General features: G+C 70.4%; 28 protein-coding genes. 26 read left to right on the top strand and 2 right to left on the bottom strand.

What is annotated here, in order from left to right; all coding sequences use genetic code 11:
- Both flgK and AOP78_RS11740 read right to left on the bottom strand, forming a co-directional pair.
- On the bottom strand, nucleotides 1-1,428 hold the full coding sequence (flgK, locus tag AOP78_RS11745) for a flagellar hook-associated protein FlgK (protein WP_062204872.1): 1,428 nt from the start codon (nucleotides 1,426-1,428) through the stop codon (nucleotides 1-3).
- A 2-nt stretch (nucleotides 1,429-1,430) separates the two neighbouring features.
- A complete protein-coding gene (locus AOP78_RS11740) occupies nucleotides 1,431-1,913 on the bottom strand; it encodes a flagellar protein FlgN (RefSeq protein WP_062204869.1) in 483 nt (160 codons plus the stop codon).
- 426 nt (nucleotides 1,914-2,339) lie between these two features.
- On the opposite strand from AOP78_RS11740, the gene AOP78_RS11735 reads away from it, so the two are divergent.
- The 26 genes from AOP78_RS11735 to fliQ all read left to right on the top strand — a co-directional run bounded on the left by AOP78_RS11735 (nucleotide 2,340) and on the right by fliQ (nucleotide 23,214).
- A complete protein-coding gene (locus tag AOP78_RS11735; protein ID WP_062204866.1) occupies nucleotides 2,340-3,188 on the top strand; it encodes a sigma-70 family RNA polymerase sigma factor in 849 nt (282 codons plus the stop codon).
- A gap of 149 nt (nucleotides 3,189-3,337) precedes the next feature.
- Complete coding sequence (locus tag AOP78_RS11730) at nucleotides 3,338-4,141, top strand: flagellin N-terminal helical domain-containing protein (RefSeq protein ID WP_062204862.1); 804 nt, start codon at nucleotides 3,338-3,340, stop codon at nucleotides 4,139-4,141.
- Nucleotides 4,142-4,282: 141 nt separating this feature from the next.
- Nucleotides 4,283-5,668: a flagellar filament capping protein FliD gene (gene fliD / locus AOP78_RS11725; RefSeq protein WP_062204860.1), complete on the top strand. Its 1,386-nt coding sequence runs from the start codon at nucleotides 4,283-4,285 to the stop codon at nucleotides 5,666-5,668.
- Between the two features lie 11 nt (nucleotides 5,669-5,679).
- Nucleotides 5,680-6,099, top strand: a complete 420-nt coding sequence (gene fliS / locus AOP78_RS11720; RefSeq protein WP_062204854.1) for a flagellar export chaperone FliS — start codon at nucleotides 5,680-5,682, stop codon at nucleotides 6,097-6,099.
- Nucleotides 6,096-6,419, top strand: a complete 324-nt coding sequence (locus AOP78_RS11715; protein ID WP_062204852.1) for a hypothetical protein — start codon at nucleotides 6,096-6,098, stop codon at nucleotides 6,417-6,419. Before fliS ends, AOP78_RS11715 begins: the two co-directional genes overlap by 4 nt.
- Nucleotides 6,420-6,717: 298 nt before the next feature.
- The gene (locus AOP78_RS11710) at nucleotides 6,718-7,332 is read left to right on the top strand and encodes a hypothetical protein (RefSeq protein ID WP_062204849.1); all 615 of its coding nucleotides are present in this window, start codon (nucleotides 6,718-6,720) and stop codon (nucleotides 7,330-7,332) included.
- A 279-nt stretch (nucleotides 7,333-7,611) separates the two neighbouring features.
- Nucleotides 7,612-7,953: a flagellar basal body rod protein FlgB gene (locus AOP78_RS11705; RefSeq protein ID WP_062204847.1), complete on the top strand. Its 342-nt coding sequence runs from the start codon at nucleotides 7,612-7,614 to the stop codon at nucleotides 7,951-7,953.
- The gene (gene flgC, locus AOP78_RS11700; protein WP_062204844.1) at nucleotides 7,953-8,357 is read left to right on the top strand and encodes a flagellar basal body rod protein FlgC; all 405 of its coding nucleotides are present in this window, start codon (nucleotides 7,953-7,955) and stop codon (nucleotides 8,355-8,357) included. The genes AOP78_RS11705 and flgC overlap by 1 nt, the downstream gene beginning before the upstream one ends.
- Nucleotides 8,358-8,360: 3 nt before the next feature.
- Nucleotides 8,361-8,687 (top strand): flagellar hook-basal body complex protein FliE, encoded by a 327-nt coding sequence (fliE, locus tag AOP78_RS11695; protein ID WP_062204841.1) that lies wholly within the window; start codon nucleotides 8,361-8,363, stop codon nucleotides 8,685-8,687.
- A gap of 1 nt (nucleotide 8,688) precedes the next feature.
- Nucleotides 8,689-10,320 (top strand): flagellar basal-body MS-ring/collar protein FliF, encoded by a 1,632-nt coding sequence (gene fliF, locus AOP78_RS11690; RefSeq protein ID WP_062204840.1) that lies wholly within the window; start codon nucleotides 8,689-8,691, stop codon nucleotides 10,318-10,320.
- Entirely contained in the window at nucleotides 10,320-11,324 is a 1,005-nt protein-coding gene (gene fliG / locus AOP78_RS11685; RefSeq protein WP_062204836.1) for a flagellar motor switch protein FliG, read from the top strand. The genes fliF and fliG overlap by 1 nt, the downstream gene beginning before the upstream one ends.
- On the top strand, nucleotides 11,314-11,946 hold the full coding sequence (locus tag AOP78_RS11680; protein WP_062204833.1) for a FliH/SctL family protein: 633 nt from the start codon (nucleotides 11,314-11,316) through the stop codon (nucleotides 11,944-11,946). Before fliG ends, AOP78_RS11680 begins: the two co-directional genes overlap by 11 nt.
- A 2-nt stretch (nucleotides 11,947-11,948) precedes the next feature.
- Nucleotides 11,949-13,304, top strand: a complete 1,356-nt coding sequence (locus AOP78_RS11675) for a FliI/YscN family ATPase (protein ID WP_062204830.1) — start codon at nucleotides 11,949-11,951, stop codon at nucleotides 13,302-13,304.
- Nucleotides 13,301-13,762: a flagellar FliJ family protein gene (locus tag AOP78_RS11670; protein ID WP_083980080.1), complete on the top strand. Its 462-nt coding sequence runs from the start codon at nucleotides 13,301-13,303 to the stop codon at nucleotides 13,760-13,762. The genes AOP78_RS11675 and AOP78_RS11670 overlap by 4 nt, the downstream gene beginning before the upstream one ends.
- Nucleotides 13,759-15,222: a flagellar hook-length control protein FliK gene (locus AOP78_RS11665; protein ID WP_062204825.1), complete on the top strand. Its 1,464-nt coding sequence runs from the start codon at nucleotides 13,759-13,761 to the stop codon at nucleotides 15,220-15,222. The genes AOP78_RS11670 and AOP78_RS11665 overlap by 4 nt, the downstream gene beginning before the upstream one ends.
- An 11-nt stretch (nucleotides 15,223-15,233) precedes the next feature.
- A complete protein-coding gene (locus AOP78_RS11660; protein ID WP_062204821.1) occupies nucleotides 15,234-15,728 on the top strand; it encodes a flagellar hook assembly protein FlgD in 495 nt (164 codons plus the stop codon).
- Nucleotides 15,729-15,758: 30 nt separating this feature from the next.
- Nucleotides 15,759-16,964, top strand: coding sequence for a flagellar hook protein FlgE (locus AOP78_RS11655; protein ID WP_062204819.1), 1,206 nt, complete (start codon nucleotides 15,759-15,761; stop codon nucleotides 16,962-16,964).
- 237 nt (nucleotides 16,965-17,201) lie between these two features.
- Nucleotides 17,202-17,483 carry a flagellar FlbD family protein gene (locus tag AOP78_RS11650; protein WP_062204815.1) on the top strand — a complete coding sequence of 94 codons (282 nt, stop codon included), beginning with the start codon at nucleotides 17,202-17,204 and terminating at the stop codon, nucleotides 17,481-17,483.
- Nucleotides 17,483-18,253 carry a flagellar motor protein gene (locus AOP78_RS11645; protein WP_062204813.1) on the top strand — a complete coding sequence of 257 codons (771 nt, stop codon included), beginning with the start codon at nucleotides 17,483-17,485 and terminating at the stop codon, nucleotides 18,251-18,253. Before AOP78_RS11650 ends, AOP78_RS11645 begins: the two co-directional genes overlap by 1 nt.
- Entirely contained in the window at nucleotides 18,250-19,188 is a 939-nt protein-coding gene (locus tag AOP78_RS11640; protein WP_062204810.1) for an OmpA/MotB family protein, read from the top strand. Before AOP78_RS11645 ends, AOP78_RS11640 begins: the two co-directional genes overlap by 4 nt.
- Nucleotides 19,185-19,754 carry a flagellar basal body-associated FliL family protein gene (locus tag AOP78_RS11635; protein WP_062204806.1) on the top strand — a complete coding sequence of 190 codons (570 nt, stop codon included), beginning with the start codon at nucleotides 19,185-19,187 and terminating at the stop codon, nucleotides 19,752-19,754. Before AOP78_RS11640 ends, AOP78_RS11635 begins: the two co-directional genes overlap by 4 nt.
- A gap of 182 nt (nucleotides 19,755-19,936) precedes the next feature.
- Nucleotides 19,937-20,860 (top strand): flagellar motor switch protein FliM, encoded by a 924-nt coding sequence (locus AOP78_RS11630; protein WP_062204803.1) that lies wholly within the window; start codon nucleotides 19,937-19,939, stop codon nucleotides 20,858-20,860.
- Entirely contained in the window at nucleotides 20,857-21,585 is a 729-nt protein-coding gene (gene fliN, locus AOP78_RS11625; protein WP_062204800.1) for a flagellar motor switch protein FliN, read from the top strand. Before AOP78_RS11630 ends, fliN begins: the two co-directional genes overlap by 4 nt.
- 2 nt (nucleotides 21,586-21,587) lie before the next feature.
- Nucleotides 21,588-22,115 carry a FliO/MopB family protein gene (locus AOP78_RS11620; protein ID WP_062204796.1) on the top strand — a complete coding sequence of 176 codons (528 nt, stop codon included), beginning with the start codon at nucleotides 21,588-21,590 and terminating at the stop codon, nucleotides 22,113-22,115.
- Nucleotides 22,112-22,942 (top strand): flagellar type III secretion system pore protein FliP, encoded by an 831-nt coding sequence (gene fliP, locus AOP78_RS11615; RefSeq protein WP_062204793.1) that lies wholly within the window; start codon nucleotides 22,112-22,114, stop codon nucleotides 22,940-22,942. Before AOP78_RS11620 ends, fliP begins: the two co-directional genes overlap by 4 nt.
- The gene (gene fliQ / locus AOP78_RS11610) at nucleotides 22,942-23,214 is read left to right on the top strand and encodes a flagellar biosynthesis protein FliQ (RefSeq protein ID WP_062204791.1); all 273 of its coding nucleotides are present in this window, start codon (nucleotides 22,942-22,944) and stop codon (nucleotides 23,212-23,214) included. The genes fliP and fliQ overlap by 1 nt, the downstream gene beginning before the upstream one ends.

The raw sequence follows: 23,214 nt of genomic DNA, 5'->3' as shown, positions 1-23,214 counted from the left end.
TTACCTCCCGACCAGTCCGGTGCGGTTGATGAGCTGATCGAGCATCTCGTCCATCGCGGTGAGGACGCGGGACGCACCTTCATAGGCGCGTTGGTACGCGAGCATGTTCGTCATCTCCTCGTCGATGTCCACGCTCGTGTAGCTGAGCTGCTGGCTCTCGGCGGTCGCGCGGGTGGCCTCCGCCACGTCGGCGCGCCTGCGGGCGGCAGCCGTCGTGACGCCGAGGTCGACGACGAAGGTCTGCCAGATGGCGTCGGGGCCGTCGGACGCTGCGCTCAGCTGCGAGATCGCGTCGGCGATCGAGCCGTCGTAGTCCCCGCTGACGCCGTCGCCCGCGGCGACGAGCGCGGGGTCGGTGATCGCCACGGTGAGCCCGAGCGCGGCCGGGCTTCCCGCGGTGAAGGTGAAGAAGTCGGTGGCCGGGTCCCCGTTGAGGTCGGCGCCCGTCGCGTGGATCGCGTTGACCTGAGTGGCGACCGTGGTTGCCAGGGTGTTGACAGCGTCGACGGCGTTCGAGATCGACCCGCCGAGCGACGTCGGCTGCAGCGCGCTCAGGGTGCCGGCGAGCGTGCCGCCGTCCAGCGAGATCGCGATGCCGCTCGCCCACTGGAGCGAGACCGCATCGGTCGACGGCGGCTCGGCGGTGGCCGCGGCCATCGCGTACGAGCCCGTCACCTGGATCTCGTTGGCCTTGCTGCCCTGGACGAGCAGGTTCCCGTCGATCATGACGTTCGCGGTGCCGTCGGCCTTGATGCTCGCGGTCGCGCCGACGAGCTCGGAGAGCTGCGTGATGAGCAGGTCGCGCTGGTCCTGGAGCTCGCTCGCCGACCCGCCGCTGGTCAGGATGCCGCGGATCTGCTCGTTGAGGTCCGCGATCGACGCGGCCGCCGAGTTCACCGTGGATACATAGGAGTCGGTCTCGGCGCGGCCCTGGTCCCACAGCGACTCGAACGAGCGGTACGTGTCGCCGAGCTGCGTCGCGAGGTTCTCCGCGGTGCCGAGGAGCACGGTGCGGTTCGGCTCCGAGTCGGGGGAGTTCGCGACGTCCTGCCACGCGTTCCAGAACTCCTGGAGCGAGCTGGAGATGCCGGTGTCGGCAAGGTCGTCGACCACGCTCTCGAGGGATTCGAGGATGCTCGCGGAGGTCTCAGTGCTCGCCGCGTTGGAGGTCTGGGTGCGCAGGCGCGCGTCGAGGAACTGGTCGCTCAGCCGGTCGATGCCGGAGACGGTGACGCCCGTGCCGGTGCCGACGGTGCCGGACCACAGCGAGGTGACCGAGCCCGAGGAGACGGACTCGAGGTTCGCACGCTGGCGCGTGTACCCCTCGGTGTTGGCGTTCGCGATGTTCTGGCCCGCGACCTGGAGGCCCTGACGCTGAGCGATGAGCGACGACAGTGAGGTGGTGAGGCCCGAGAAGGTGCTGGTCATGATCAGAGCGCCTCGTCCAGCAGGTACGCCATGTCGGCCTTCTGCGCCGGGCTGCCCTTGTCGGTGTAGGTCTGCATCGAGCTGTTGATGCCGAGCAGCGCCTCCTCCGTGGCCTTGACGGACGCGGCGAGCAGGTCGCGGTTCAGGCGGCTCAGCGTCGCGATCTGGGAGGTGATGTCGGTCAGCGCGATGTGGTGGCTGCGAAGGATCTCGTCCCACGGGGACGGGGCGGCCTTCGCGAGCTCGAGCAGGCTCGAGCCCTCGGGGAGGCCGACCTCGCGGGTCGCGTCGTCAGCCTCGACCGCGCGGGCGAGGTCCGTGGCCCTGATCTGATCGACCACGGCCTCGACCTCGCGCGAGGCGCGACCGACCCAGCGGCTCCGGCCGCCGGCGAGGATGAGCTCCTCGGTCTCCAGGCGGTAGAGCAGGGTCTCGAGCAGCTCGCGCTCGCGCCACAGGATCGTGGACAGCTCGTCGAGGGACATGAGGCTCCTTACTGACCGACTGCCCGGGGGTCGGGCCTCGGTCGGCGCATCGTCATGGGCCGGTGGGCCCTTCTGGAGTGTCTATCGTCCGAAACCTCGCGGATGTGAACCAGATCCGTCAAGGACCTGCCCCCAGTATCGGAAACGGTGCGTCCGGACGCTCGGAGTGACGCGCGCCACAGCCCTGAAGGGCCGATCTCGCCCCTGGTTCGAGGCGTGTGACGACCTTCACACAGCAAATTCTGAGAATTCCGGCGCGTCGCTCAGAAACGGACACCCGTGGGTGGCGTATGGCATCCGCCACAGCGAACACTAGGCGAATCGGACATCCCTGGGTCGGGTCGATGTCCGTGAATGTCCGTTCTCACTTCCGTGTGTGACCGTCCTCATATTGACGTGGGTGCCTCGGGTGTCAATATTCCGGCCATGAACGCACAGCACCTCGCCTCCAATGCCCTGGTGGAGGAGAACCTCGCGCTGATCGGCTACAACGTCAACGAGGTCCTCGCCCGGGTCCCGTCCCACGTCGCCCGCGCCGACCTCATGTCGGCCGGAGCCCTCGCGCTGGTTCGCGCCGCGCGTTCCTTCGACGAGTCCAAGGGCGTCCCCTTCGCCCGCTACGCCTCGCTCCGCATCCGCGGCGCGCTGGTCGACGAGCTGCGCTCGATGGACTGGGTCTCCCGCGGCGCCCGCCGCCGGGCCCGCGAGACGTCGGAGGCCGCCGAGAAGCTGTCCGCCCAGCTCGGCCGCACGCCCACCCGTGTGGAGATCGCCCAGGCGCTCGGCGTCTCGGTCGACGAGGTCGAGGCCGCCCGCGTGGATGGCGAGACGCGCGTCCTCTCGTCCGACGCGTTCGACGGCGCCGTGGCCGACATGGTCGTGGAGCAGGGCGCCGGCCCGCTCGACGCGATCGTCGGCGCCGAGCGCGTGCAGTACCTGCACGCCGGTATCGCGTGCCTGCCTGACAAGCTCCGCTACGTCGTCGAGCAGCTGTTCTTCCACGACCGTCCCGTGCTCGAGCTCGCCGAGGAGATGGGCGTCACCCGCTCGCGCATCAGCCAGCTCCGCACGGAGGCGCTCGCGCTGCTCAAGGAGGGGCTCAACGCCAACCTCGAGCAGGACCAGGCGCCGGTCGTCGACCCGGCCGAGGGTGTCGCCGAGCGCCGCCGCAAGGCCTACTACGCAGCGATCGCGGCGAGGGCCGCCGAGACGCGCGGCGCCGCCGCGGTCGCCCCCTCGCTCGACGCGATGACCGGCATCCGCGCCGCGTCCTGACCAGACTTCTCGGGCTCGCGGGAGCGAACTCGAAAGAAACCCGAATCGGGTTGCAGAACAACTCAACAAACCCCGGCAAGACCCGATAGGGACAGCGTGAACCCACGGATGGGGTCACGTCCGAGCCGACATTCACGGAGGAAAACATCATGGCTCTCACCGTCAACAACAACATCGCGGCGCTCAACGCTTACCGCAACCTCTCCACCACGCAGAACTCGCTCAACAGCTCGCTCGAGAAGCTGTCGTCGGGTTACCGCATCAACAAGGCGGCGGACGACGCTGCCGGCCTCTCCATCTCGGAGGGCCTGCGCTCGCAGATCGGTGGCCTGACGGTCGCCGTCCGCAACGCTCAGGACGGCATCTCGGTCGCGCAGACCGCTGAAGGTGCGCTGACCGAGGTCACCGACATGCTGCAGCGCATGAACGACCTCGCCGTTCAGTACAACAACGGCACGCAGAACACCGACTCGCAGGCCGCCCTGCAGGCCGAGTTCGACGCGCTGTCGACCGAGATCACGCGAATCAAGGACAACACCACGTTCAACGGTGTGACCCTGTTCGGTGCTGCCGCCGACCTCGACTTCCAGACCGGCTACTCGAGCTCGGACGTCATCTCGATCGACTCCGCGACCGCGCTCGCCGACTTCACCGCCGGTACCGCCATGTCCGCGATCGACATCACCGACTCGGACACGCTCCAGGCGGCCGTCACCGAGATCTCCACCCAGCGTGGTGCCCTCGGTGCGATCCAGAACCGCTTCGAGCACACCATCTCGAACGTCAACGTCGAGATCGAGAACCTGACCGCGTCGGAGAGCCGCATCCGCGACACCGACATGGCGTCGGAGATGGTCGACTTCACGTCGGCTCAGATCCTCTCGCAGGCCGGCACCGCGATGCTCGCGCAGGCGAAGTCCATCCCGCAGGGCGTCCTCTCGCTCCTGCAGTAATTCCGGAAGGCCGCCCCTGGTCCGGTCAGGGGCGGCCCACCGGTTCGCCGCACAGCGTCGGTCCGGCTCTCACCAGCCGGACCGGCGCTGTCGGCGTACTGCTGACGCAACTGACTGCACGATCATGGAAGGCGGGCGATCATGACCCTCGGCATCGACGGAATCATCTCGGGGCTCGACACGACGTCGATCATCACCGCGCTCATGCAGATCGAGGCGCAGCCGCAGGCGCTGCTCGAGACCAAGAAGAGCGACGCCGAGGACGTGCTCGAGGCGCTCCAGTCGATCAACACCAAGACCGCAGCGCTCGCCACCGCCGCCAAGACCGCCGCGGATCCCACGAGCTGGTCCAGCTTCACGGGGACCTCGTCCTCCGACGGCGTCTCCGTGTCGACGGACTCCACCGCCTCCGCCGGCACCCTCACCTTCACCGTCGACGCCGTCGCCACCTCCCAGGTGTCGCTGACGGCAGCGGCGCTCACCGGCGCGGACCTGGTCGCCGAGAACCCGCCGACGCTCACCTTCCTCAAGAACGACGGCTCGTACGTCACCATCACGCCCGCCTCCAACAGCCTCGCCGACATGGCCGCCGCGATCAACGCGTCCGACGCGGGCGTGACCGCGACGACCGTCCAGGTCTCGGGCGGGGCGAGCCCGACGTATCGGCTCCAGTTCACCTCGGAGGACACCGGCACCGACGGCTCCTTCGCGCTCTACGAGGGCGACCAGGCCGCGATCGAGGGCGGCACCGCCACGCGCCTCGACTCGACCGTCGTCACCACCGCCGCGGACGCGAGCATCACCCTGTACGCGGGCACGGCCGCGGCGACCACGTACACCCAGTCGTCGAACACCTTCTCCGACCTCATGACGGGCGTCGACGTCACGCTGTCATCCACCGCCACGGCGGGGGAGTCGGTGACGGTGTCGGTGGCCGCCAACGCGGAGTCCGTCTCGAGCCTCGCCGAGGACCTCGTCACGAACCTCAACGCGATCCTCGCCGACATCACGAAGTACACGAAGTCAGGCGAGGGCGAGAACTCCTCCGGTGACAGCATCGTCACGGCGGGTGTGCTCGGCGGCGACTCCACCATCCGTTCGCTCAAGCTGGCCATCTCCCAGGCCGGCTACTACGCGATCAACGGCGTCTCTCCCGCGCAGTACGGGATCGAGATCAGCGAGGACGGCACGTTCACCTTCGACGCCGACACGTTCGCCGACGCTCTCACCTCCGACCCCGACGGCACGGCCACGTTCATGCAGGCCCTCGCCGAGCGCCTGCAGACCGCCGCGGAGTCGTACTCGGACTCGAAGACCGGCGCGCTCTCGCTCAAGATCACCAGCGAGCAGTCCAAGATCGACGACTACACGGACAAGATCTCCGACTGGGACGATCGCCTCGCCAAGCGCGAGGAGGTCCTGCAGCAGAAGTTCACCGCGATGGAGACCGCCCTGGCCACCCTCCAGTCCCAGCAGAGCTACATCGAGCAGATGATCTCGTCGCTCTCGACGTCGAGCGACAGCTAGGAGCCACGCCCATGAACGGATACGCGGCCGCCCGCAACCGCTACGTCGACAGCGCCGTCACGACGGCCAGCCCGTCGACCCTCCTGGTCATGCTGTACGACCGCCTGATGCGCGACCTCGAGCGCGGCGAGCTCGCCCTGCGCGAGGGACGGCGCGACCAGGCCAACACCCAGCTCATCCACGCGCAGGACATCGTGATGGAGCTCGCGAACACGCTCGACGTGGACGCGTGGGAGGGCGGCCAGCAGCTCATGTCGCTCTACACGTACCTCACGACATCGCTCGTCGAGGCCAACATCGCCGGGGACGCCGACAAGGTCGCGGCCTGCGCCGCGATCGTGGCCCCGCTGCACGAGGCGTGGGAGAAGGCGGCCCGTCAGGCCGCCGAGGCCTCGCCGGAGCGCGTGCTCGGAGACCTGGGCGTCGCATGAGCACCGGCGACGAGGTCGACTTCCACGACGCCTGGGAGCGCACGCTCGCGGAGCTTGAGATCGACGTCGCCGAGGCCGAGCGCCTCCTCGCCTCGAATCACCGCGACGTGGCCCTGCGCGCCAAGCCATGGACGCCTCCCCCGCTCCCGCCGCTGCCCGCGAGCATGATCGAGCGGGCGCGCACGCTGCTCGCCCGCCAGATCGAGGTGTCGGAGCAGCTCGCCGATGCCGCACGCGCCTCGCGTCGCGAGCACAGGGCGGTCATGCGGATGAAGGCCGAGCAGGCGGCGCGACCGGTCTACATCGACCTTCCCGCCTGACCAGCGCCGACCCGCGCTGGCCACCCGCGCCGCGCGCCCGGCACCCCTCGTCGCCGGCTCGCACCGCATCGTCCATTCCCCGCCTCGCCGGGAATCTGGCACTCGATGCTGGGAGTTCGCTGAGAACTCCCGCAGATCCCTTTCTCACCCTCGCGTCGCGACGATGTGGCCCGTGAGCACTCTTCGCGCAAGGTGAAGCATCGGCCCCGCCGGTCGACCTGCGCGTGCGTGCTCCGCCGGGAGCCGACACGCGTCGGAGCCGGCGGCCATGCCGTCCCGTTGAACGAAGGAAGGGCCCATGTCGTCGATCTCGTCCGTCGGTTCGGGAGCGCTGTCGCTCTCCGAGCTTTACGCCTCGCAGTCCACGTCCTCCACCTCGCAAGCGCAGGGGGCCCAGGCGCCTCCGCCCCCGCCACCTCCGCCGGCATCGTCCGGAGAGGAGGGCGGCTACCTCGAGACCGCGGCCGAGGCGCTCGGGATGGACGTCGACGACGTGATCTCCGCGCTCGAGGACGGCTCGAGCCTCGCCGACCTCGCTGAGGAGCAGGGCGTCTCGGTCGACGACCTGACCGCGGCGCTCGCGGCCGGCGCCCCCGAGGACATGCAGTCCGCCGACAACTTCGACGAGATGATCGCGAACCTCGTGAATCAGACCGGCCTCGGCGGCCCGGGCGGGTCCATGCCGCCGCCCGGATCGACCGGCGCGCTCGGCGAGTCACTCACGACGGCGCAGCAGGATGCGCTGAGCTCGATCGCGGCGGCGCTCGACATGGACACCGACACGCTCGTCACCGAGCTCAAGTCCGGCTCGAGCCTCGCCGACCTGCTCCAGGCCGCCCAGGCATCGTCCGCGTCCGCGGGGAGCATCCCCTCGTACGCCGAGGACGGCCTGCTCATCAACGTCGAGGCCTGACCGCCTCACGGGGACGATGCGGGAGGCGCCGCGCGCGCGACGCCCAGGAGGCCAGGAGAGCACGCTCTCCTGGCCTCCTCGCGTGAGGGCGCGCAGCACGATGTCGATCCTGACAACGCGTGCGGCGCGCGTGAACTTCGTCACTCGGCGCCGAATTTCCTCGCGCAAACCCTTCAACCGGCCGGGGCCCGGACGATGGAGCACTCGAGCACGGATCGCTCGATGACCTGGCCACGGATCGGCCTCCCCACCCGAACCATTGAGAGGGGATCCGTGCCTATGTTCGGCTCCGTCAGCTTTCATGCGATGTCCTCAGCGCTCGACGCGCTCTCGCTCCGCCAGCGCACCACCGCGGACAACATCGCCAATGTGCAGACGCCGAACTTCCAGGCGCGCAAGGTCCAGTTCGAGGACGCGCTGAAGAGCGCCGTCGCGAGCGGCTCCGGTGACGTGACCGCCACGGTCGGACTCTCGATCGAGCCGACGCGCGAGGACGGCAACAACGTCAACCTCGACACCGAGACGATCTCCAACATCGACACGAACCTGCGCTATCAGGTCGCGACCCAGGCGATGAACTCCGAGTTCAAGTCGCTCCGCTCGGCGATCGGGAACGCCTGATGGGTACCTTCGCAGCGATCGGCATCGCCGGCTCCGGCATGAACGTGTACCGGAAGTGGCTTGACGCCGTCTCGGACAACCTCGCGAACGTCAACACCGTGCGCTCGACCGATGAGGACGCCTTCCAGGCGCGCTACGTCATCGCCTCGTCCATGGACAACCAGGGCGGCGACAGCGGCGGCGTCTACGTCGCGGGCGCCGCCTACGGCGACGCCGAGGGCCGCATGGTCTACGAGCCCACCAACCCCCTCGCCGACGAGGAGGGCTACGTGCGCTACCCCGACATCGACATGACGAGCCAGATGACCCAGCTGATCATGGCGCAGCGCGGCTTCCAGGCCAACGCCGCCGTGGTCGATCGGGCCAAGGAGATGTACACCACCGCACTGACGATTGGAAAGTAGCTGATGTCGATCGAGGCAGTCTCCGCGCTCACGAGCGGCGCCGTCAGCGGCACCGGCTACCTGAGCGAGACCGCGGGCAGCACCGCCGCGGCCGGCACCTCCGCGTCGGACGGCGCGTTCGCGAGCTCGCTCGCGTCGGCCGTCGAGAACGTGCAGGGCCTTCAGTCGAACGCCGACTCGCTCGCCGTCCAGGCCGTCACCGGCGACCTTGAGGACGTGCACCAGTACACGATCGCCGCGACGGAGGCCGCCGTCACGCTCGAGCTCGTGTCCGCGGTGAGGAACAAGGCCGTCGAGGCGTTCACCAACATCATGAACATGCAGGCCTGACATGCCGAAGCAGGTCACCAGCCTCATGGAGCGGTTCAAGACGACCGCAGGCGAGATGTCGCTCGGCCAGAAGGTCATCATCGGCATGCTCGGCGTCATCCTCGTGATCGGCGGATTCGCCGTGTTCCAGTGGTCCTCGAAGCCGTCGATGGCGCCGCTGTTCACCAACCTGTCGTCGACGGACGCCGCGGCGATCGTCGGCCAGCTCGACGCGAGCGGCGTCAACTACCAGCTCACGGCGGGCGGCGGCACGATCCTCGTGCCCGAGGACCAGCTCTACGACACGCGCCTCGCGGTCGCCTCGGCGGGCCTCACCACCACCTCCGCTGTCGGCTACGACCTGCTCGACAACATGTCGATGACGAGCTCCGAGTTCCAGCAGCAGGTGACGTACCAGCGCGCCCTCGAGGGCGAGCTCGCCCAGACGATCGAGGCGATGAACGGCGTCGAGACGGCCTCGGTGAAGCTCGCGCTGCCCGAGGAGACCGTGTTCTCCGACGAGCAGGCCGCGCCCACCGCGTCGGTCTTCGTCGAGACCTCGGCCGGCGCCTCGCTCGGCACCCAGAACGTCCAGGCGATCGCGAACCTGGTCTCCGCCTCGATCGACGGCATGGCCGCCGAGGACGTCGCCGTCATCGATGCCGACGGCAACGTGCTCTCGACCGTGGGCGCCGAGGACTCGACCCTGCTTCAGGCCAGCGCGACCGCGGACTACGAGACGCGCATCGCCTCCAACGTGCAGACGATGCTCGATCAGATCCTCGGCGAGGGCAACGCGGTCGTGTCGGTGACCGCCGAGCTCGACTACGACGAGACGCAGACGACGAGCGAGACCTTCAGCTCCGACCCGAGCGCCCAGCCGCTCAGCGAGTCCGGCACGGTCGAGCAGTACTCCGGCACGAGCTCGAGCACCGAGACCGGCGTCCTCGGCCCCGACAACATCTCCGTGCCCGCGGCCTCCGCGAGCCCCGGCGACTACACCAACCAGTCGTGGGTCAAGAACAACGCGGTCAACAAGGTCACCGAGATCACCGAGAACGCGCCCGGCACGGTCAGCCGCCAGTCGGTCTCCGTCGTCACGAACGCCGACGCGGCGGTCGCCGTGGACGATGCGACGCTCGAGTCGATGGTGGCGGCAGCCGCCGGCATCGACGCGACGCGCGGCGACGTCCTGTCGGTGTCCTCGATGGCCTTCGACACGAGCCAGGCCGACGAGGCCGCAGCCGCGATCTCCGAGGCCACCGCGGCCGCGCAGGCCGCGGCCACGCAGAGCATGATCGTCTCGATCGTGAAGTGGTCGCTCCTCGCGCTCGGGATCCTGATCCTCGTGATCGTGCTGATGGTCCGCAGCCGCAAGAAGAAGAAGGACGAGCGGGTCCAGCTCAGCCTCGAGGCCGTCGAGGAGCTCGAGGCCAGGGCCCAGGAGGCGCTCGAGGCGCGCTCGCAGGCCCTTATCGACGCCGCCGCTCAGGAGGCCGAGGGCGACATGTTCGCAGCCCTCGAGGCCGCCCCCGTCCCCGACATCGACACGGTCGCGCTCGCGATCCGCGAGGAGATCACAGCCTTCGCCCAGGAGCAGCCGGCCGAGGTGGCCGATGTCCTGCGCGGCTGGATCAGTTCGGAGCGCCGCTGATGCCCGCGATGCTGACAGGCACCCAGAAGGCCGCCCTCGTGCTCATCCAGATGGGCAAGGGCCCGGCCGCAGGCGTGATGGCCCAGATGGACGAGGCCGAGATCGACCAGCTCACCACCGAGATCACCCGCATGCGGTCCGTCGACGACGAGACCCTCAAAGAGGTGCTCAACGAGTTCCGCCGCAACGCCGGCGGAGGCATGGCCCCCGAGGGCGGCATGGCCTACGCCAAGAAGCTGCTCGAGGAGATGCTCGGCCCGGAGGGGGCCGCCGAGGTGCTCGCGCGCCTCGAGAGCCGCATCCAGGTCCAGCCGTTCGAGTTCCTCAAGGACGCCGACGCGCGCCAGGTGGTCTCGCTGCTGACCGGTGAGCACCCGCAGACCATCGCCCTCGTGCTCGCGCACCTGCGGCCGGAGCACGCCTCCGCGATCATGGCCGGCCTCGCTCCGGACATCCGCGCGATCGTGGCCCACCGCATCGCCCTCATGGACGGCGCGTCTCCCGACGTGGTCAACCTCATCGCCGACAAGCTCAAGCGCAAGGCGGCCAATCTCCTGACCTCGCGTGAGATGACGGCGGTTGGCGGCGTGCAGCCGCTCGTCGAGATCATCAACAAGGCCGACGCCGCGACCGAGAAGCTCATCCTCGAGGGCCTCGCGGAGAAGGACTCGGACCTCGCAGACCAGATCCGCCAGCTCATGTTCGTGTTCTCCGACATCACGCTGCTCGAGGACCGCGCGATCCAGATGGTGATGCGCGGCGTCGAGACGATGACGCTCGCCACGGCACTCAAGGGTGCCGAGGACGCCGTGCGCGACAAGATCCTGCGGAACATGTCTGAGCGTGCTCGCGACAACCTCGTGGACGAGATCGACATGCTCGGCCCCGTGCGCATGTCGATGGTCGAGGAGGCGCGCTCGAGCGTCGTCCAGGTCATCCGCGGACTGGAGGAGTCCGGCGAGATCATGATCAGCCGCGACGGGGAGGACGAGTATGTCGCTTGACGCACGCGTCGCGGCCTTCGTCCCGAGCGCCATCGCGGCGCCCGCCGCGGACACGAACGACGCCGCCAAGGCCTCCGGTCACGCTGCGGGCTACGCCGCCGGCTACGCCGCGGGCACTCGCGCCGCCGCGGCGGCCGCCGTCACCGAGCGCGCGCGCCTCACCGCCGACCACGAGCGTCGTGAGGCCCAGCGCGACGCCGCCGTGCGCCAGACGCTCGCGGCGCTGACCGAGGCGGCCACCCAGTGGGAGCGCCGCTCCCTCCCCGTGCTCGACGACGCCGAGGGCGCCCTGCACCAGGCGGCCCTCATGCTCGCCGAGGCGGTGCTCGCCCGCGAGACCGTTCCCGGACCCGGCTCGGCGCGCGACGCGCTCGCACGCGCGCTCACCCTTCCCGACGAGGTCGACGCGACGCGCGTCCGCCTCAACCCCGCCGACCTCGAGCACGCGCAGCGCGTCCTCTCTGACGGCGACGTCGTCCTGCCCGAGGGCGTCGCCCTCGTGTCGGACCCGCGTCTGAACCCCGGCGACGCGGTCACCGACTACGACGGCGGCGAGCTCGACGCCCGCCTGTCCTCCGCCCTCGACCGCGCGCGTCGCGCGCTGCTCTCGGAGGAGGACTGACCATGACCGCGCTCACCGACCTCCGTCCCGCGCCGCTGCCAGGCGCCGCGCGCCTCGCCCGTGCGGCGACGGCGGCCGCGCCCCAGCTGATCGGCTCGGTGTCGTCCATCGTCGGCCTGTCGATCGAGGTGGTCGGCCTGCCCGGCGCCGTCGGCGACCTGGTCGCGATCGACAGCGACGATGCGGCCGGCACCGTCGCGGAGGTCGTCGCGGTCACCCCGAGGTCGCTCAGGTGCATGCCGCTCGGAGGCGTCCACGGGCTGCGCGTCGGCATGGACGCTCGCGCGACCGGAAGCCCCCTCACCGTTCCCGCCGGACCCGAGCTGCTCGGCCGCGTGCTCGACGGGCTCGGCCGTCCGATGGACGGCAAGGGGCCGCTCGTCGGCGCCGGGATGACCCGCGTGCCCGTCTCCGCGGACGCCCCCGACGCCCTCCAGCGCGCCCGCGTCGACACCCCCGTCGGCCTCGGCGTCTCCGCGCTCGACACGCTCGTCACCGTCGGCCGCGGCCAGCGCATCGGACTGTTCGCCGGCTCCGGCGTCGGCAAGTCGTCGCTGCTGTCGATGATCGCCCGCGGCACCGACGCGGAGGTCAGCGTCATCGCCCTCATCGGCGAGCGCGGCCGCGAGGTCCGCGAGTTCCTCGAGGACGACCTGGGCCCCGAGGGCCTCGCCAGGTCGGTCGTCGTCGTCGCCACCTCGGACCAGCCCGCGATGGTGCGCCTGCGCGCCGCCTTCGTCGCGACCCGCATCGCGGAGGACCTGCGCTCGCGCGGCAAGCACGCGGTGCTCATGATGGACTCGCTCACGCGAGTCGCCATGGCGCAGCGCGAGATCGGCCTGTCCGTGGGCGAGCCGCCCGCGACCCGCGGGTACCCGCCGTCGACGTTCAGCATGCTCGCGCAGCTCCTCGAGCGCGCAGGGACCGACCACACCGGCTCCGTCACCGGCATCTACACGGTTCTCGTGGACGGTGACGACCACAACGAGCCCATCGCCGACGCCGCCCGCTCGATCCTTGACGGACACGTGGTCCTGTCGCGCGACCTCGCGGTCGCCGGGCACTACCCCGCGATCGACGTCCTCGGCTCGGTGTCCCGCGTCGCGGGCCGCGTCACGAGCGCCGAGCAGAAGCAGCTCGCGCTCCAGCTGCGCCAGGTGCTCGCGGCACGACAGCGCGCGCAGGACCTGCTCGACGTCGGCGCGTACGCGCCCGGCTCGAACCGCCTTGTCGACGCCGCCGTCGCGAACGCCGACGCGATCGACGGCTTCCTGCGTCAGAGCGTCGACCAGATCATCGCCTCGGACGACTCGTGGAGCGCGCTCAAGGCGCTCGTGTCCCGGATGGGGGTGGCATGATGGCTCGCAAGTTCGCGCTCGAGGGCCTGCTCCGCGCTCGCCGCCTCGTCGAGGAGAGCGCCGCCGCCTCGCTCGAGGTCGCCAACGGCCACCGCCGCTCCGCGCAGGTCGCCGTCGCCGACGCGACCGACCGCCTCGCGTCGGTCACGTTCGACGACGCGAGCCTCGCCCGCGTCGCTCAGTCCGCCGGCGCCGACCGCGCCTGGCACACCGCCGTCGCGACGCGCGTCGCCGCGGCCACCCACATCGCGCACCTGACCGTCGCCCTCGACACCGCGAACGCCAAGGCGGACGCGGCCACGCAGGCCTGGGGCGAGGCACGGATGCGCGTGAGCATGATCGAGAAGCTCGGAGAGCGTCACGCGGCGAAGATCCTCGCCGAGGAGCTCGCCGAGGAGCAGCTTGCCCTGGACGAGGCGGCCCTGCGCCGCGCCACCAAGGAGGACGAGTACCGATGAGCACCATGATCGCCGCGGTTCCCACGCCGACCCCGAGCACCGGCACGGGCCAGACCGCACGCACGTCCTCGGACGGCGCCGACTTCGCCCGCGAGCTCGAGACCGCACGGCAGACGACGCAGTCGTCCGACCGCGCCCAGCAGACCAGCGGCACCGACCGGGCCGACGCCCGCGCCGACGCCTCCCGCCGTCAGGACGCGGCGCACCGTGAGGCCGCGGCCGACCGCCGCGCGGACGCCGCACGCCGCAACGAGGCCGCCCGCAAGGACGACGCCCACCGCGCCGGCGACTCGGCCGGCGCGAAGGACGCGGACCGCGTCGACGCCACCGACGACGCGCAGGCGGCCGGCGCCGAGGACACGTCCGCGCAGGACGATGCGGCGCAGGACGTGAGCGCGACCGACGCTCAGGACACCACGGTGCCCGCCGATCAGACCGTGCCGACGGCCCCGCTCGCAGCCCTGCCGACGGCGTCTCAGCTCACCGCCCCTGCCGACGCCGGCGTGGCCGCCGTGGCCGCCGCGGTCCAGGCTCAGCCCGCCGCAGTCCAGGCCGTCGCGGCCGAGCCCGCCGACACCCAGGCCGAGCCCGCCCCGACCGAGGCCGTCGACACCGCCCCGCAGGCGCCGGTCGCCACCGCATCGTCCGGCGCGGCCGCCCAGCCCGCACCGAAGGCGACCGCCACCGAGAACGTCTCCGTCACATCCGTCTCGGAGGGAGGCGCCGCCCCCGCGTCTCTCTCCGAGACGGCGGGAGACCCCGCCGACACCGAGGGAGAGCCCATGCCGCAGCGACCCGCTCACCTGACCCCCGCATCGTCCATGTCGGCCACCGCCGACGTCGCGGACGACGCCGCGGTCGCGAGCGCGCCCGCGCAGGCCGCGGCCGAGGTCCGGCCCGCGACCCAGCGCGCCGCGAGCGTGGGAGCCGTCGATGCGTCGAGCACGCCCGTGGCCGCGCCCGCGGCCACCGTGACGCCCGCGACCACCGCCGCATCGTCCGTGGCCCCCGCGACCCCGGCCGCGCAGACCGCGCCGCCCCTCGCGACCCAGCTCACCGGCCAGCTCACGCACCTCAAGCAGCTGCCGCAGGGCGAGCACATCCTCACGCTGTCCGTCACCCCGGAGACCTTCGGGCACGTCAAGGTCGTCGCGCACATCACGCAGGACGGCGTGAGCCTCCAGCTGTTCGGCGCGTCCGACGCGTCCCGCGAGGCGCTCAAGCAGGCGCTCGGCGACCTGCGTCGCGACCTCGCCGCCACCGGCCTCACGGCCGACCTCGACCTCGGCACGGAGCAGGGCCCCCAGGGCGAGCTCGCCGACCAGGGCACGGGACTCGGCAGCCGCCGCGGCTCGCAGCAGCCCACCAGCACGGTCCGCATCGACGCACCGCAGCCCCTCACCCCCGCCTCCGCCATGACGACCGGCACGCACGCCGGCGGCGTGGACCTGATGATCTGACAGGAGCGATCATGACCGTAGAGAACGTGTCCACCAGCAGCCTCACCACGACGGCGGCGCTGACCACCGGCACCTCGGTGGCGAGCGGCAGCCAGACCCTGGACTCCGAGGCGTTCATGACCCTGCTCGTCGCGCAGCTGACCAACCAGGACCCGTCCGACCCCATGGACACCAACGAGATGATGGCCCAGCAGGTCGCCATGGCCCAGATGGAGCAGGTCGTCTCGCAGACCGAGACCATCCAGGAGCAGTTCGCGCTCACCATGCGGATGGCCGCCTCGGAGATGGTCGGCAAGCAGGTCAGCTACTACGACTCCGAGGGCAACGTCGTCACCGGCGAGGCCACCTCCGCCAACTTCGCCGCCTCGGTCCCCGTCGTCACGATCGACGGCACCGACGTGAGCCTCGACGAGGTCCTGTCGGTCGACGCGACCGCCGCCGCGACCGACTCCACCGACACCGACTCCACCACCGACTCCACCACCACCGAGACCACCGACGCGTAGTCGTCCGGAACACCCGAAAGAAGGAACACCATGCTCCGCTCACTCTTCGCCGGAATCTCCGGACTGCGCGCGCACCAGACCATGCTCGACGTCACGGGCAACAACATCGCCAACGTCAACACCGCGGGCTTCAAGTCCTCGTCGGTCCAGTTCCAGGACACGCTCTCGCAGGTCCTCACCAACGCGGGCGCCGCGACCGCCACCGCGGGTGGAACGAACCCCGCGCAGATCGGCCTGGGCGTCAAGGTCGCAGGCATCAGCACCAACTTCCAGCAGGGTGCCGCGCAGCTGACCAACGTGTCGACCGACATGATGATCTCGGGCGACGGCTTCTTCGTGGTCGACAAGGGCGGCGAGGAGATGTACTCGCGTGCCGGCGCGTTCTCGTTCGACTCGCTCGGACGCCTCGTCACGCCGGACGGCGGCTTCGTGCAGGGCTGGGCCGCCGACGCGACGGGCGCCGTCGACACGAACGCCGCGCTGACCGACCTCACCCTCCCGGTGTCGACCCTCATGGGCGCCGCCGCCACCACCACGGCCTCGTTCGAGGGCAACCTGCCCACCGACGCCGCGGTTGGCGACGTGCTCACCCGCCAGATCGACGTCTACGACGCCGCCGGTGGCAGCCACGCGCTCACCGTCCAGTTCACGCGCACCGCGGCGGGCTGGGACATCGCGGCCGACGTCGCGGACACCACCGCGTCCGGCACGGGATCGATCACCTTCAACACCGACGGCTCGATCAACACCGTCACGCTGCCGACCCTGGCCGCGGACGCGACCGTCGGCACCTCGGCGATCACGCTCGACCTCAACTCGCTCACCGGCTACGCCGAGCTCGAGACCCTCGCGGCCTCGGACCAGGACGGCCAGTCGGCGGGCTCGCTCCAGTCGTTCACGGTCAACGCGGACGGCACCGTCATGGGCTCGTTCTCCAACGGCCTCAAGCAGGCGGTCGGCCAGATCGCGCTCGCGAGCTTCACCAACCCGTCGGGTCTGTCGAAGTCCGGCAACTCGCTGTACAGCACGACCGTGAACTCGGGCGACCCGCAGATCGGCACCGCCGGCTCGGGCGGCCGCGGCACGCTCACGAGCGGCTCGCTCGAGATGTCCAACGTGGACCTCTCGGCCGAGTTCACGAACCTCATCGTCGCGCAGCGCGGCTTCCAGGCGAACTCGCGCATCATCACCACCTCGGACTCGGTGCTCGAGGAGCTCGTCAACCTCAAGCGCTAAATGCCCGTTGGCGCCTTCGCGCCACCGCTCGCGGCCCGCCGCGGCAGGACCCCGTCCCGGTCCTGCCCGGCGGGCCGTGGTGCGTTCAGGCACAGGGACGATGCGGTGTCCACCGGATGTGACCGTTCCGTCTCCCGGGGCCCGGGTGCTTCGCTCACATCGAAGGGTCGGCGACCGATGAGAGACATGTAACCGGGCTCACGGATGGGCCCGCAGAACCGCCAGGGATGGTGAAACGTGATTACCTTGACGCGCCTCAACGGGCACCCGTTCGCCGTCAACCCGGACCTCATCGAGCGTGCCGAGTCGACGCCCGACACGGTGGTCACCCTTGTCGACGGCACCAAGCTGCTGGTCGCCGAGGACCTCGCCTCTCTCACCCGCATCGTGCAGGAGCACCGTGCGGGTGTCGTCGCCCTCGCCATCGAGATGGCCGACGCAGAGCCCCACGGATCCGTGGCCACGGTCACCGGGATCGACTCGCGTCCGCGCCTCGCGGTGACGCCCGAGGTCGACTGATGGATGTCGCAACCCTGATCGGTCTGGGCCTCGCGTTCGGCGCGGTCATCGCCTCCATCTTCATGGAGGGGTCGACCCCCATGTCCGTCGTCCTGCCCGCGCCCATGATGCTCGTCATCGGCGGCACGCTCGGCGCCGGTCTCGCGACCACGACCCTCAAGGGCTTCCTCGGGGCGTTCTCGAGCCTCGGCAGCTACCTCCTGTACAAGGAGAAGGACCCGCACGAGACCGTCGACCTCGTCGTCAAGCTCGCCGACCGCGCCCGTCGTGAGGGACTCCTCGCGCTCGAGGACGCGACCCGCGAGATCGACGACGACTTCATCAAGGACGGCCTGCAGTCCGCGATCGACGGCACCGACCCCGAGGACCTGCGCGCCGTCATGGAGGCGCAGATCGACGGCAAGAAGGCCAACGACAAGGCGATCGCGAAGGTCTTCACCGACATGGGCGGCTTCGCGCCGACCATCGGCATCATCGGCACCGTCGTGTCGCTGGTCCACGTCCTCGAGAACCTCGACGAGCCGTCGACCCTCGGTCACATGATCGCCTCCGCGTTCGTCGCGACCCTCTGGGGCCTGCTGTCCGCCAACCTCATCTGGCTTCCCATCGCTGCGCGCATCAAGCGCATCTCCGAGATGGAGGCGCAGAAGATGGAGATGGCGATGGAGGGCCTCCTCGCGATCCAGGCCGGCGCGAACCCGCGCTCGGTGGGCCAGCGCCTGCGCGCCCTCGTGCCGACCGCGAAGAAGCCCGCCAAGGAGGCGGCATGAGTCGCAAGCACGAGGAGGAGGAGCACGAGAACCACGAGCGCTGGGCCGTGTCCTACGCCGACATGATGACCGTGCTGGTGGCGCTGTTCATCGTGCTCTACGCGATGTCGCAGGTGGACGAGGCGAAGTTCGAGGCGCTCAAGGAGTCCCTCGCGGTCGGCTTCGGCAAGGACGCGACCGTCGTCCTCACGGGCTCCACGGGCGCGCTGACCGGCCTCGACGCCTTCCAGGTGTCGCCCGACTTCTCCTCCGTCGCCAACGACACGTCCGAGATGGTGAGCGGATCCGACTCCGAGGACGCCTCGGATGGGACGGACACCGCGGACCAGGTGGACCCGAACTACCTCGAGGCCGCCGCCGAGTACGAGGACCTCACCGCGATCGAGAAGAAGCTGCAGGCCAAGCTCGCGGACCAGGGGCTCGACGCCAACGTGTCGTTCCTCATCGACGAGCGCGGCCTCGTGATCGGGCTGGTCGGATCGAAGGTCTTCTTCGCGGCGGACGACGCGGCCATGACCGACCGCGCGAAGAAGGTCGTCGGCACGCTCTCGGGTCCGCTCAAGAGGCAGACCCGGCAGATCTCGATCGAGGGCCACGCGAACCTGCTGCCGTCGTCGAGGTACGCGACGAACTGGGAGCTGTCGGCCGCCCGCGCGGTCGCGGTGCTGCGCAGGTTCGTCGAGAAGGGCGGTGTGTCCGAGGACCAGATCTCGGCGACCGGCTACGGCGACGCGCGGCCGCTCCTGGAGGGCGACTCCGAGGAGGCGCTCGAGGCCAACCGGCGCGTCGAGATCGTCGTCGAATCGCCGTCGTCCGAGGAGATCCGGGCCCTCATCGCCCAGATCTCGGAGGAGATCGACGCAGGGAACGTCACGCACGAGGAGCTGCAGTCACAGCTGGCTGAGCTCCGCATCAAGGAGATGGGGGAGCTATGACCACCCAGCAGGAACCGCGCATCATCGCGCCGGGCAAGCCCAAGATCGGCTCCCGCCCTCAGCCCGCGGCACCCGAGCCCGAGCCCAGCAAGGGCGAGGACGGCGGCGGCAAGGGCCGCGGCGGCAACAAGCGCCTGCTCGCGATCATCATCGGCGTGCTCGTCGTCATCATCGTCGCGGGCGCCTACTGGTTCCTCATGGGACCCGGCGCCTCGTCCGGTGACGAGACAGCGACCGACGCAGCCGCCGCTGAGGAGGCCGCGGCCGCCGAGGAGGTTCCCGAGGCCGGCGCGGTCCAGGTGGTCGAGTCGATCTCGATCAACCTGGCCGACGGCCACTACCTCCGCCTCGGGCTCGGCCTCCAGCTCTCCGCCGATGTCGCCGAGGAGGTCGGCGAGGCCATGGCGCTCGACGCCGCGATCGCGCTCTTCTCGGGGCAGACCGTCGACGACCTCGCGGACGAGGCGTACCGCGAGGAGCTCAAGACGGAGCTAGGCGAGACGCTCCGCGAACTGTATGAGGACGAGGTGATCGGGGTCTACTACACCGACTTCGTCACCCAGTAGTCGGCAGCGCTTGACGCTGAGCGCGGTGCGGGGCGGTCGTCCAGGGACGATGCGGCCCGCACCCGCCGGCGCGCGCCCGACCACGCGTTGATCGCGCGGCGTTCGTCACACTCCAGGCACGGAGGACGAGCTCCACGCGATGTAATTCTCACGCGCCGACCCCGCCGGACGAATGGGGCGGCGTGACTGGAACGGAACGATCGCGACGCGAACGCGGCACGGGCAACCCCGAGCCGTACGACTTCTCGCAGCCGATGACGCTCACCCGCGAGCACACGAGGGCCCTCGAGGTCGCGCTGCAGAACTTCGCGCGCCAATGGGGCACGGTGCTGAGCTCGCGGGTCGGCGTGCTCACGACCGTCGACCTCGAGAGCCTCGAGCTCACGGGCTACGACGCGTACATCGACACGCTTCCCGCGGCGACCACCGGCAGCATCCTCCAGTTCGAGCCCAGCCGCACCCCCGCGCTGCTCGAGATCCCCACCGGCCTCACGATGACGCTCGTCGACTGCCTGCTCGGTGGTCCGCCCGCCGACCTCGGGATGCCCTTCCGCGAGCTCACCGAGATCGAATGGACCCTGCTGAGCGACATGATCACCTACGGGTGCAACGAGCTCAGCAACGCCGCGCGCTCGATCGCTCCCGTGAGCTTCACGCTCAAGGGCGTGCGCTACAGCCCGAGCTTCATGCAGCTCGCGGGCGCCAAGGAGCCCGTGCTCATCGCCCATCTCCGCATGGCGGTCGGCGACATCGAGGCTCCCCTCACCCTGATGATCATGGCCGAGCCCGTGATCGCCGCGCTCAAGTCCGCGGACGAGAAGAGCGGGCGCACGCTCGAGGAGCAGCGCGCCCACGACCTCGCCGTGAGCCAGCTCACCGCCCGCATGGAGGGCGTGCCGCTTCCGGTCTCGGTGCGGTTCGGCTCCCGCGAGATGAGCGCCGGCGAGATCACCGCGCTCGAGGTCGGGACCGTGATCCCGCTTCGCCACAACGTGAGCACCCCGCTCGACGTCACCGTCGACGGCGCCGTCCTCGCCCACGCGGCCATCGGTGCGAACGGCACCCGCGTCGCCTGTCTTGTCGTGTCCAACCAGGAGGAAGCATGACCGCCACCGCCCCCGCCGCCGCGCTCGCCCAGCAGGCGGCCGAGCTGCTCGTCCAGCAGCTCCCCACGGAGACCCCGCTCACCGCGGTGCCGCTCGGCCCCGGCCAGGCGCCCGCCGCCGACACCCCGTCGATCCGCGCGCACTTCGTCGGCTCCACGAGCGCGGACCTCGTGCTCGTCGCGCAGGACGCTGTCGCCGAGGCGCTCGCGGGCGCCGGCGCCGGCGTCGCAGCAGCCGACATCCTGCGTCCCGCGCTGGAGGCCGCCGCCTCGACGCTCGGCGCCGGCGTGCTCGACACCGCGATCGAGGAGGCGCTCGGCGACTCCCTCGCCGACCCCGACACGGACGCGTTCGTCCTGGTCGACGCCGACGGCGCGCCCCAGGCATGGTTCGGCATCCGCGTCCGCGTGAACCGCACCCAGACCCCTCCGGCCACCCCGGAGTCGGCCCCGGCCCCCGCCAAGCCCGTCGACCAGAACGCGCGCATGCGGATGCTGCGCGACGTCGAGCTCGTGCTCACCGCCGAGATCGGCCGCACCCGCCTCCCCATGCGTCAGGTCCTCGACCTGGTGCCCGGCACCGTGCTCGAGCTCGACCGCGGCACCGGCGCCCCCGCCGACGTCATGGTCAACGGCCGCCTGGTCGCCCGCGGCGAGGTCGTCGTGGTCGACGAGGAGTACGGCATCCGCGTCACCGAGATCGTCACCGACGAGGAGTCCAACTGACCATGGACACCCTCCTGCTCGTGCTGCGCGTCGGCCTCTCCCTGGCCGCCGTGCTCGGTCTGCTGTGGTGGCTGAGCCGCCGCATGCGGGCCACCGCGGGCGCGCGGCGTCGCGAGGGCCTGGCGATCGTCGGTCGCCAGCAGCTCGGTCGCCGCTCGGGGATCGCCATGGTCGAGGCCTCCGGCCGTCGCCTCGTGGTCGGCTACACCGACCAGGGCATCACCCTGCTTCACGATGCGGGCGAGATCCCCGAGGATCCCGCCACCACGTCCGGTGAGGAGCGTGTCGACGTCGATCTTGACGACCTCGACCTCGCGGCCTTCGCCGATCGGGACGTCCCCCTGTCACAGCTGCGCGTCGTCGGCGCGTCGCCCGTGGCCGCGGACGCCCCCGCCCCTGACCGTTCGACGTCGGCCCGGACGGCCGACGCGCGACGGCCCCGTACGCCCCTCGAAGGATCGATCCTCGCGCCCGCAACATGGCGCCAGGCGGTGGCGACGGTGCAAGAACGGACCGTTCGTCGTCCATGATCCCCGCACCTTCCGGGACCCGGTCGTCTCTCGCACGACGGATCTCGGTGGCCGCTGCGCTGCTCCTCACCGCCTTCCTCGTCGTCGGCCTCGGAGGCATCGCGCACGCCGAACCCACGGACCCTGTCGCCCCCACCGATCCCACGGCCCCCGCCGTCGCTGACACCGGGGTCTCGGTCGACGTCTACGGCGTCGACGGCACCCCCTCGAGCTCGATCGTCGTCCTCATCGCGATCACGCTGCTCTCGGTCGCGCCGTCGCTGCTGCTCATGACCACGAGCTTCACGAAGATCTTCGTGGTGCTCGCCATGACCCGCAACGCGCTCGGCCTCCAGGGCACCCCGCCCACGCAGGTCCTCGCGGGACTCGCGCTGTTCCTGTCGCTGTTCGTGATGAGCCCCGTGCTGGGCGAGGTCAACGAGTTGGGCGTCCAGCCCTACCTGGCGGGTGACCTCACGTTCACCGAGGCCGTGGACGAGGGCGTCGTCCCGCTGCGCGAGTTCATGCTCGACAACACCCGCGAGTCCGACATCGCCCTCATGACCCGCGCGGCCGACGCGGAGAACCCCGCCTCGCGCGACGAGGTCTCGATGACGACGCTCATGCCGGCGTTCATGCTGTCCGAGCTGCGGGCCGCCTTCATCATCGCCTTCGTCATCTTCATCCCGTTCCTCGTGATCGACCTGGTCGTCTCGGGAGCGCTGATGTCGATGGGCATGATGATGCTCCCGCCCGTCATGGTGTCGCTGCCGTTCAAGCTGCTGCTGTTCGTGCTGGTCGACGGCTGGACGCTGATCATCACCTCACTGATCGGGAGCTACGGCTGATGAACACCAACGCGGTCCTCGACATCGGCCTTGACGCGCTCGTCCTCGCGGCCAAGCTCTCCGCTCCCCTGCTCATCACGGCGCTCGTGGTCGGCTTCGCGATCTCCCTGTTCCAGTCCGTCACGCAGATCCAGGAGGTGACGCTGTCCTTCGTCCCGAAGGCGATCGGCGTCGCGCTCGCACTGTTCATCGCGGGCCACTGGATGATCTCCGAGACCATCGCGTTCACCAACGAGCTCTTCGACAAGATCCCGACCCTGCTGGCGGGCTGA

The sequence above is a fragment of the Demequina salsinemoris genome, from assembly GCF_000974805.1.
Classification (GTDB): Bacteria; Actinomycetota; Actinomycetes; order Actinomycetales; family Demequinaceae; genus Demequina; species Demequina salsinemoris.
This window is presented reverse-complemented; position numbering and strand designations above follow the sequence as displayed.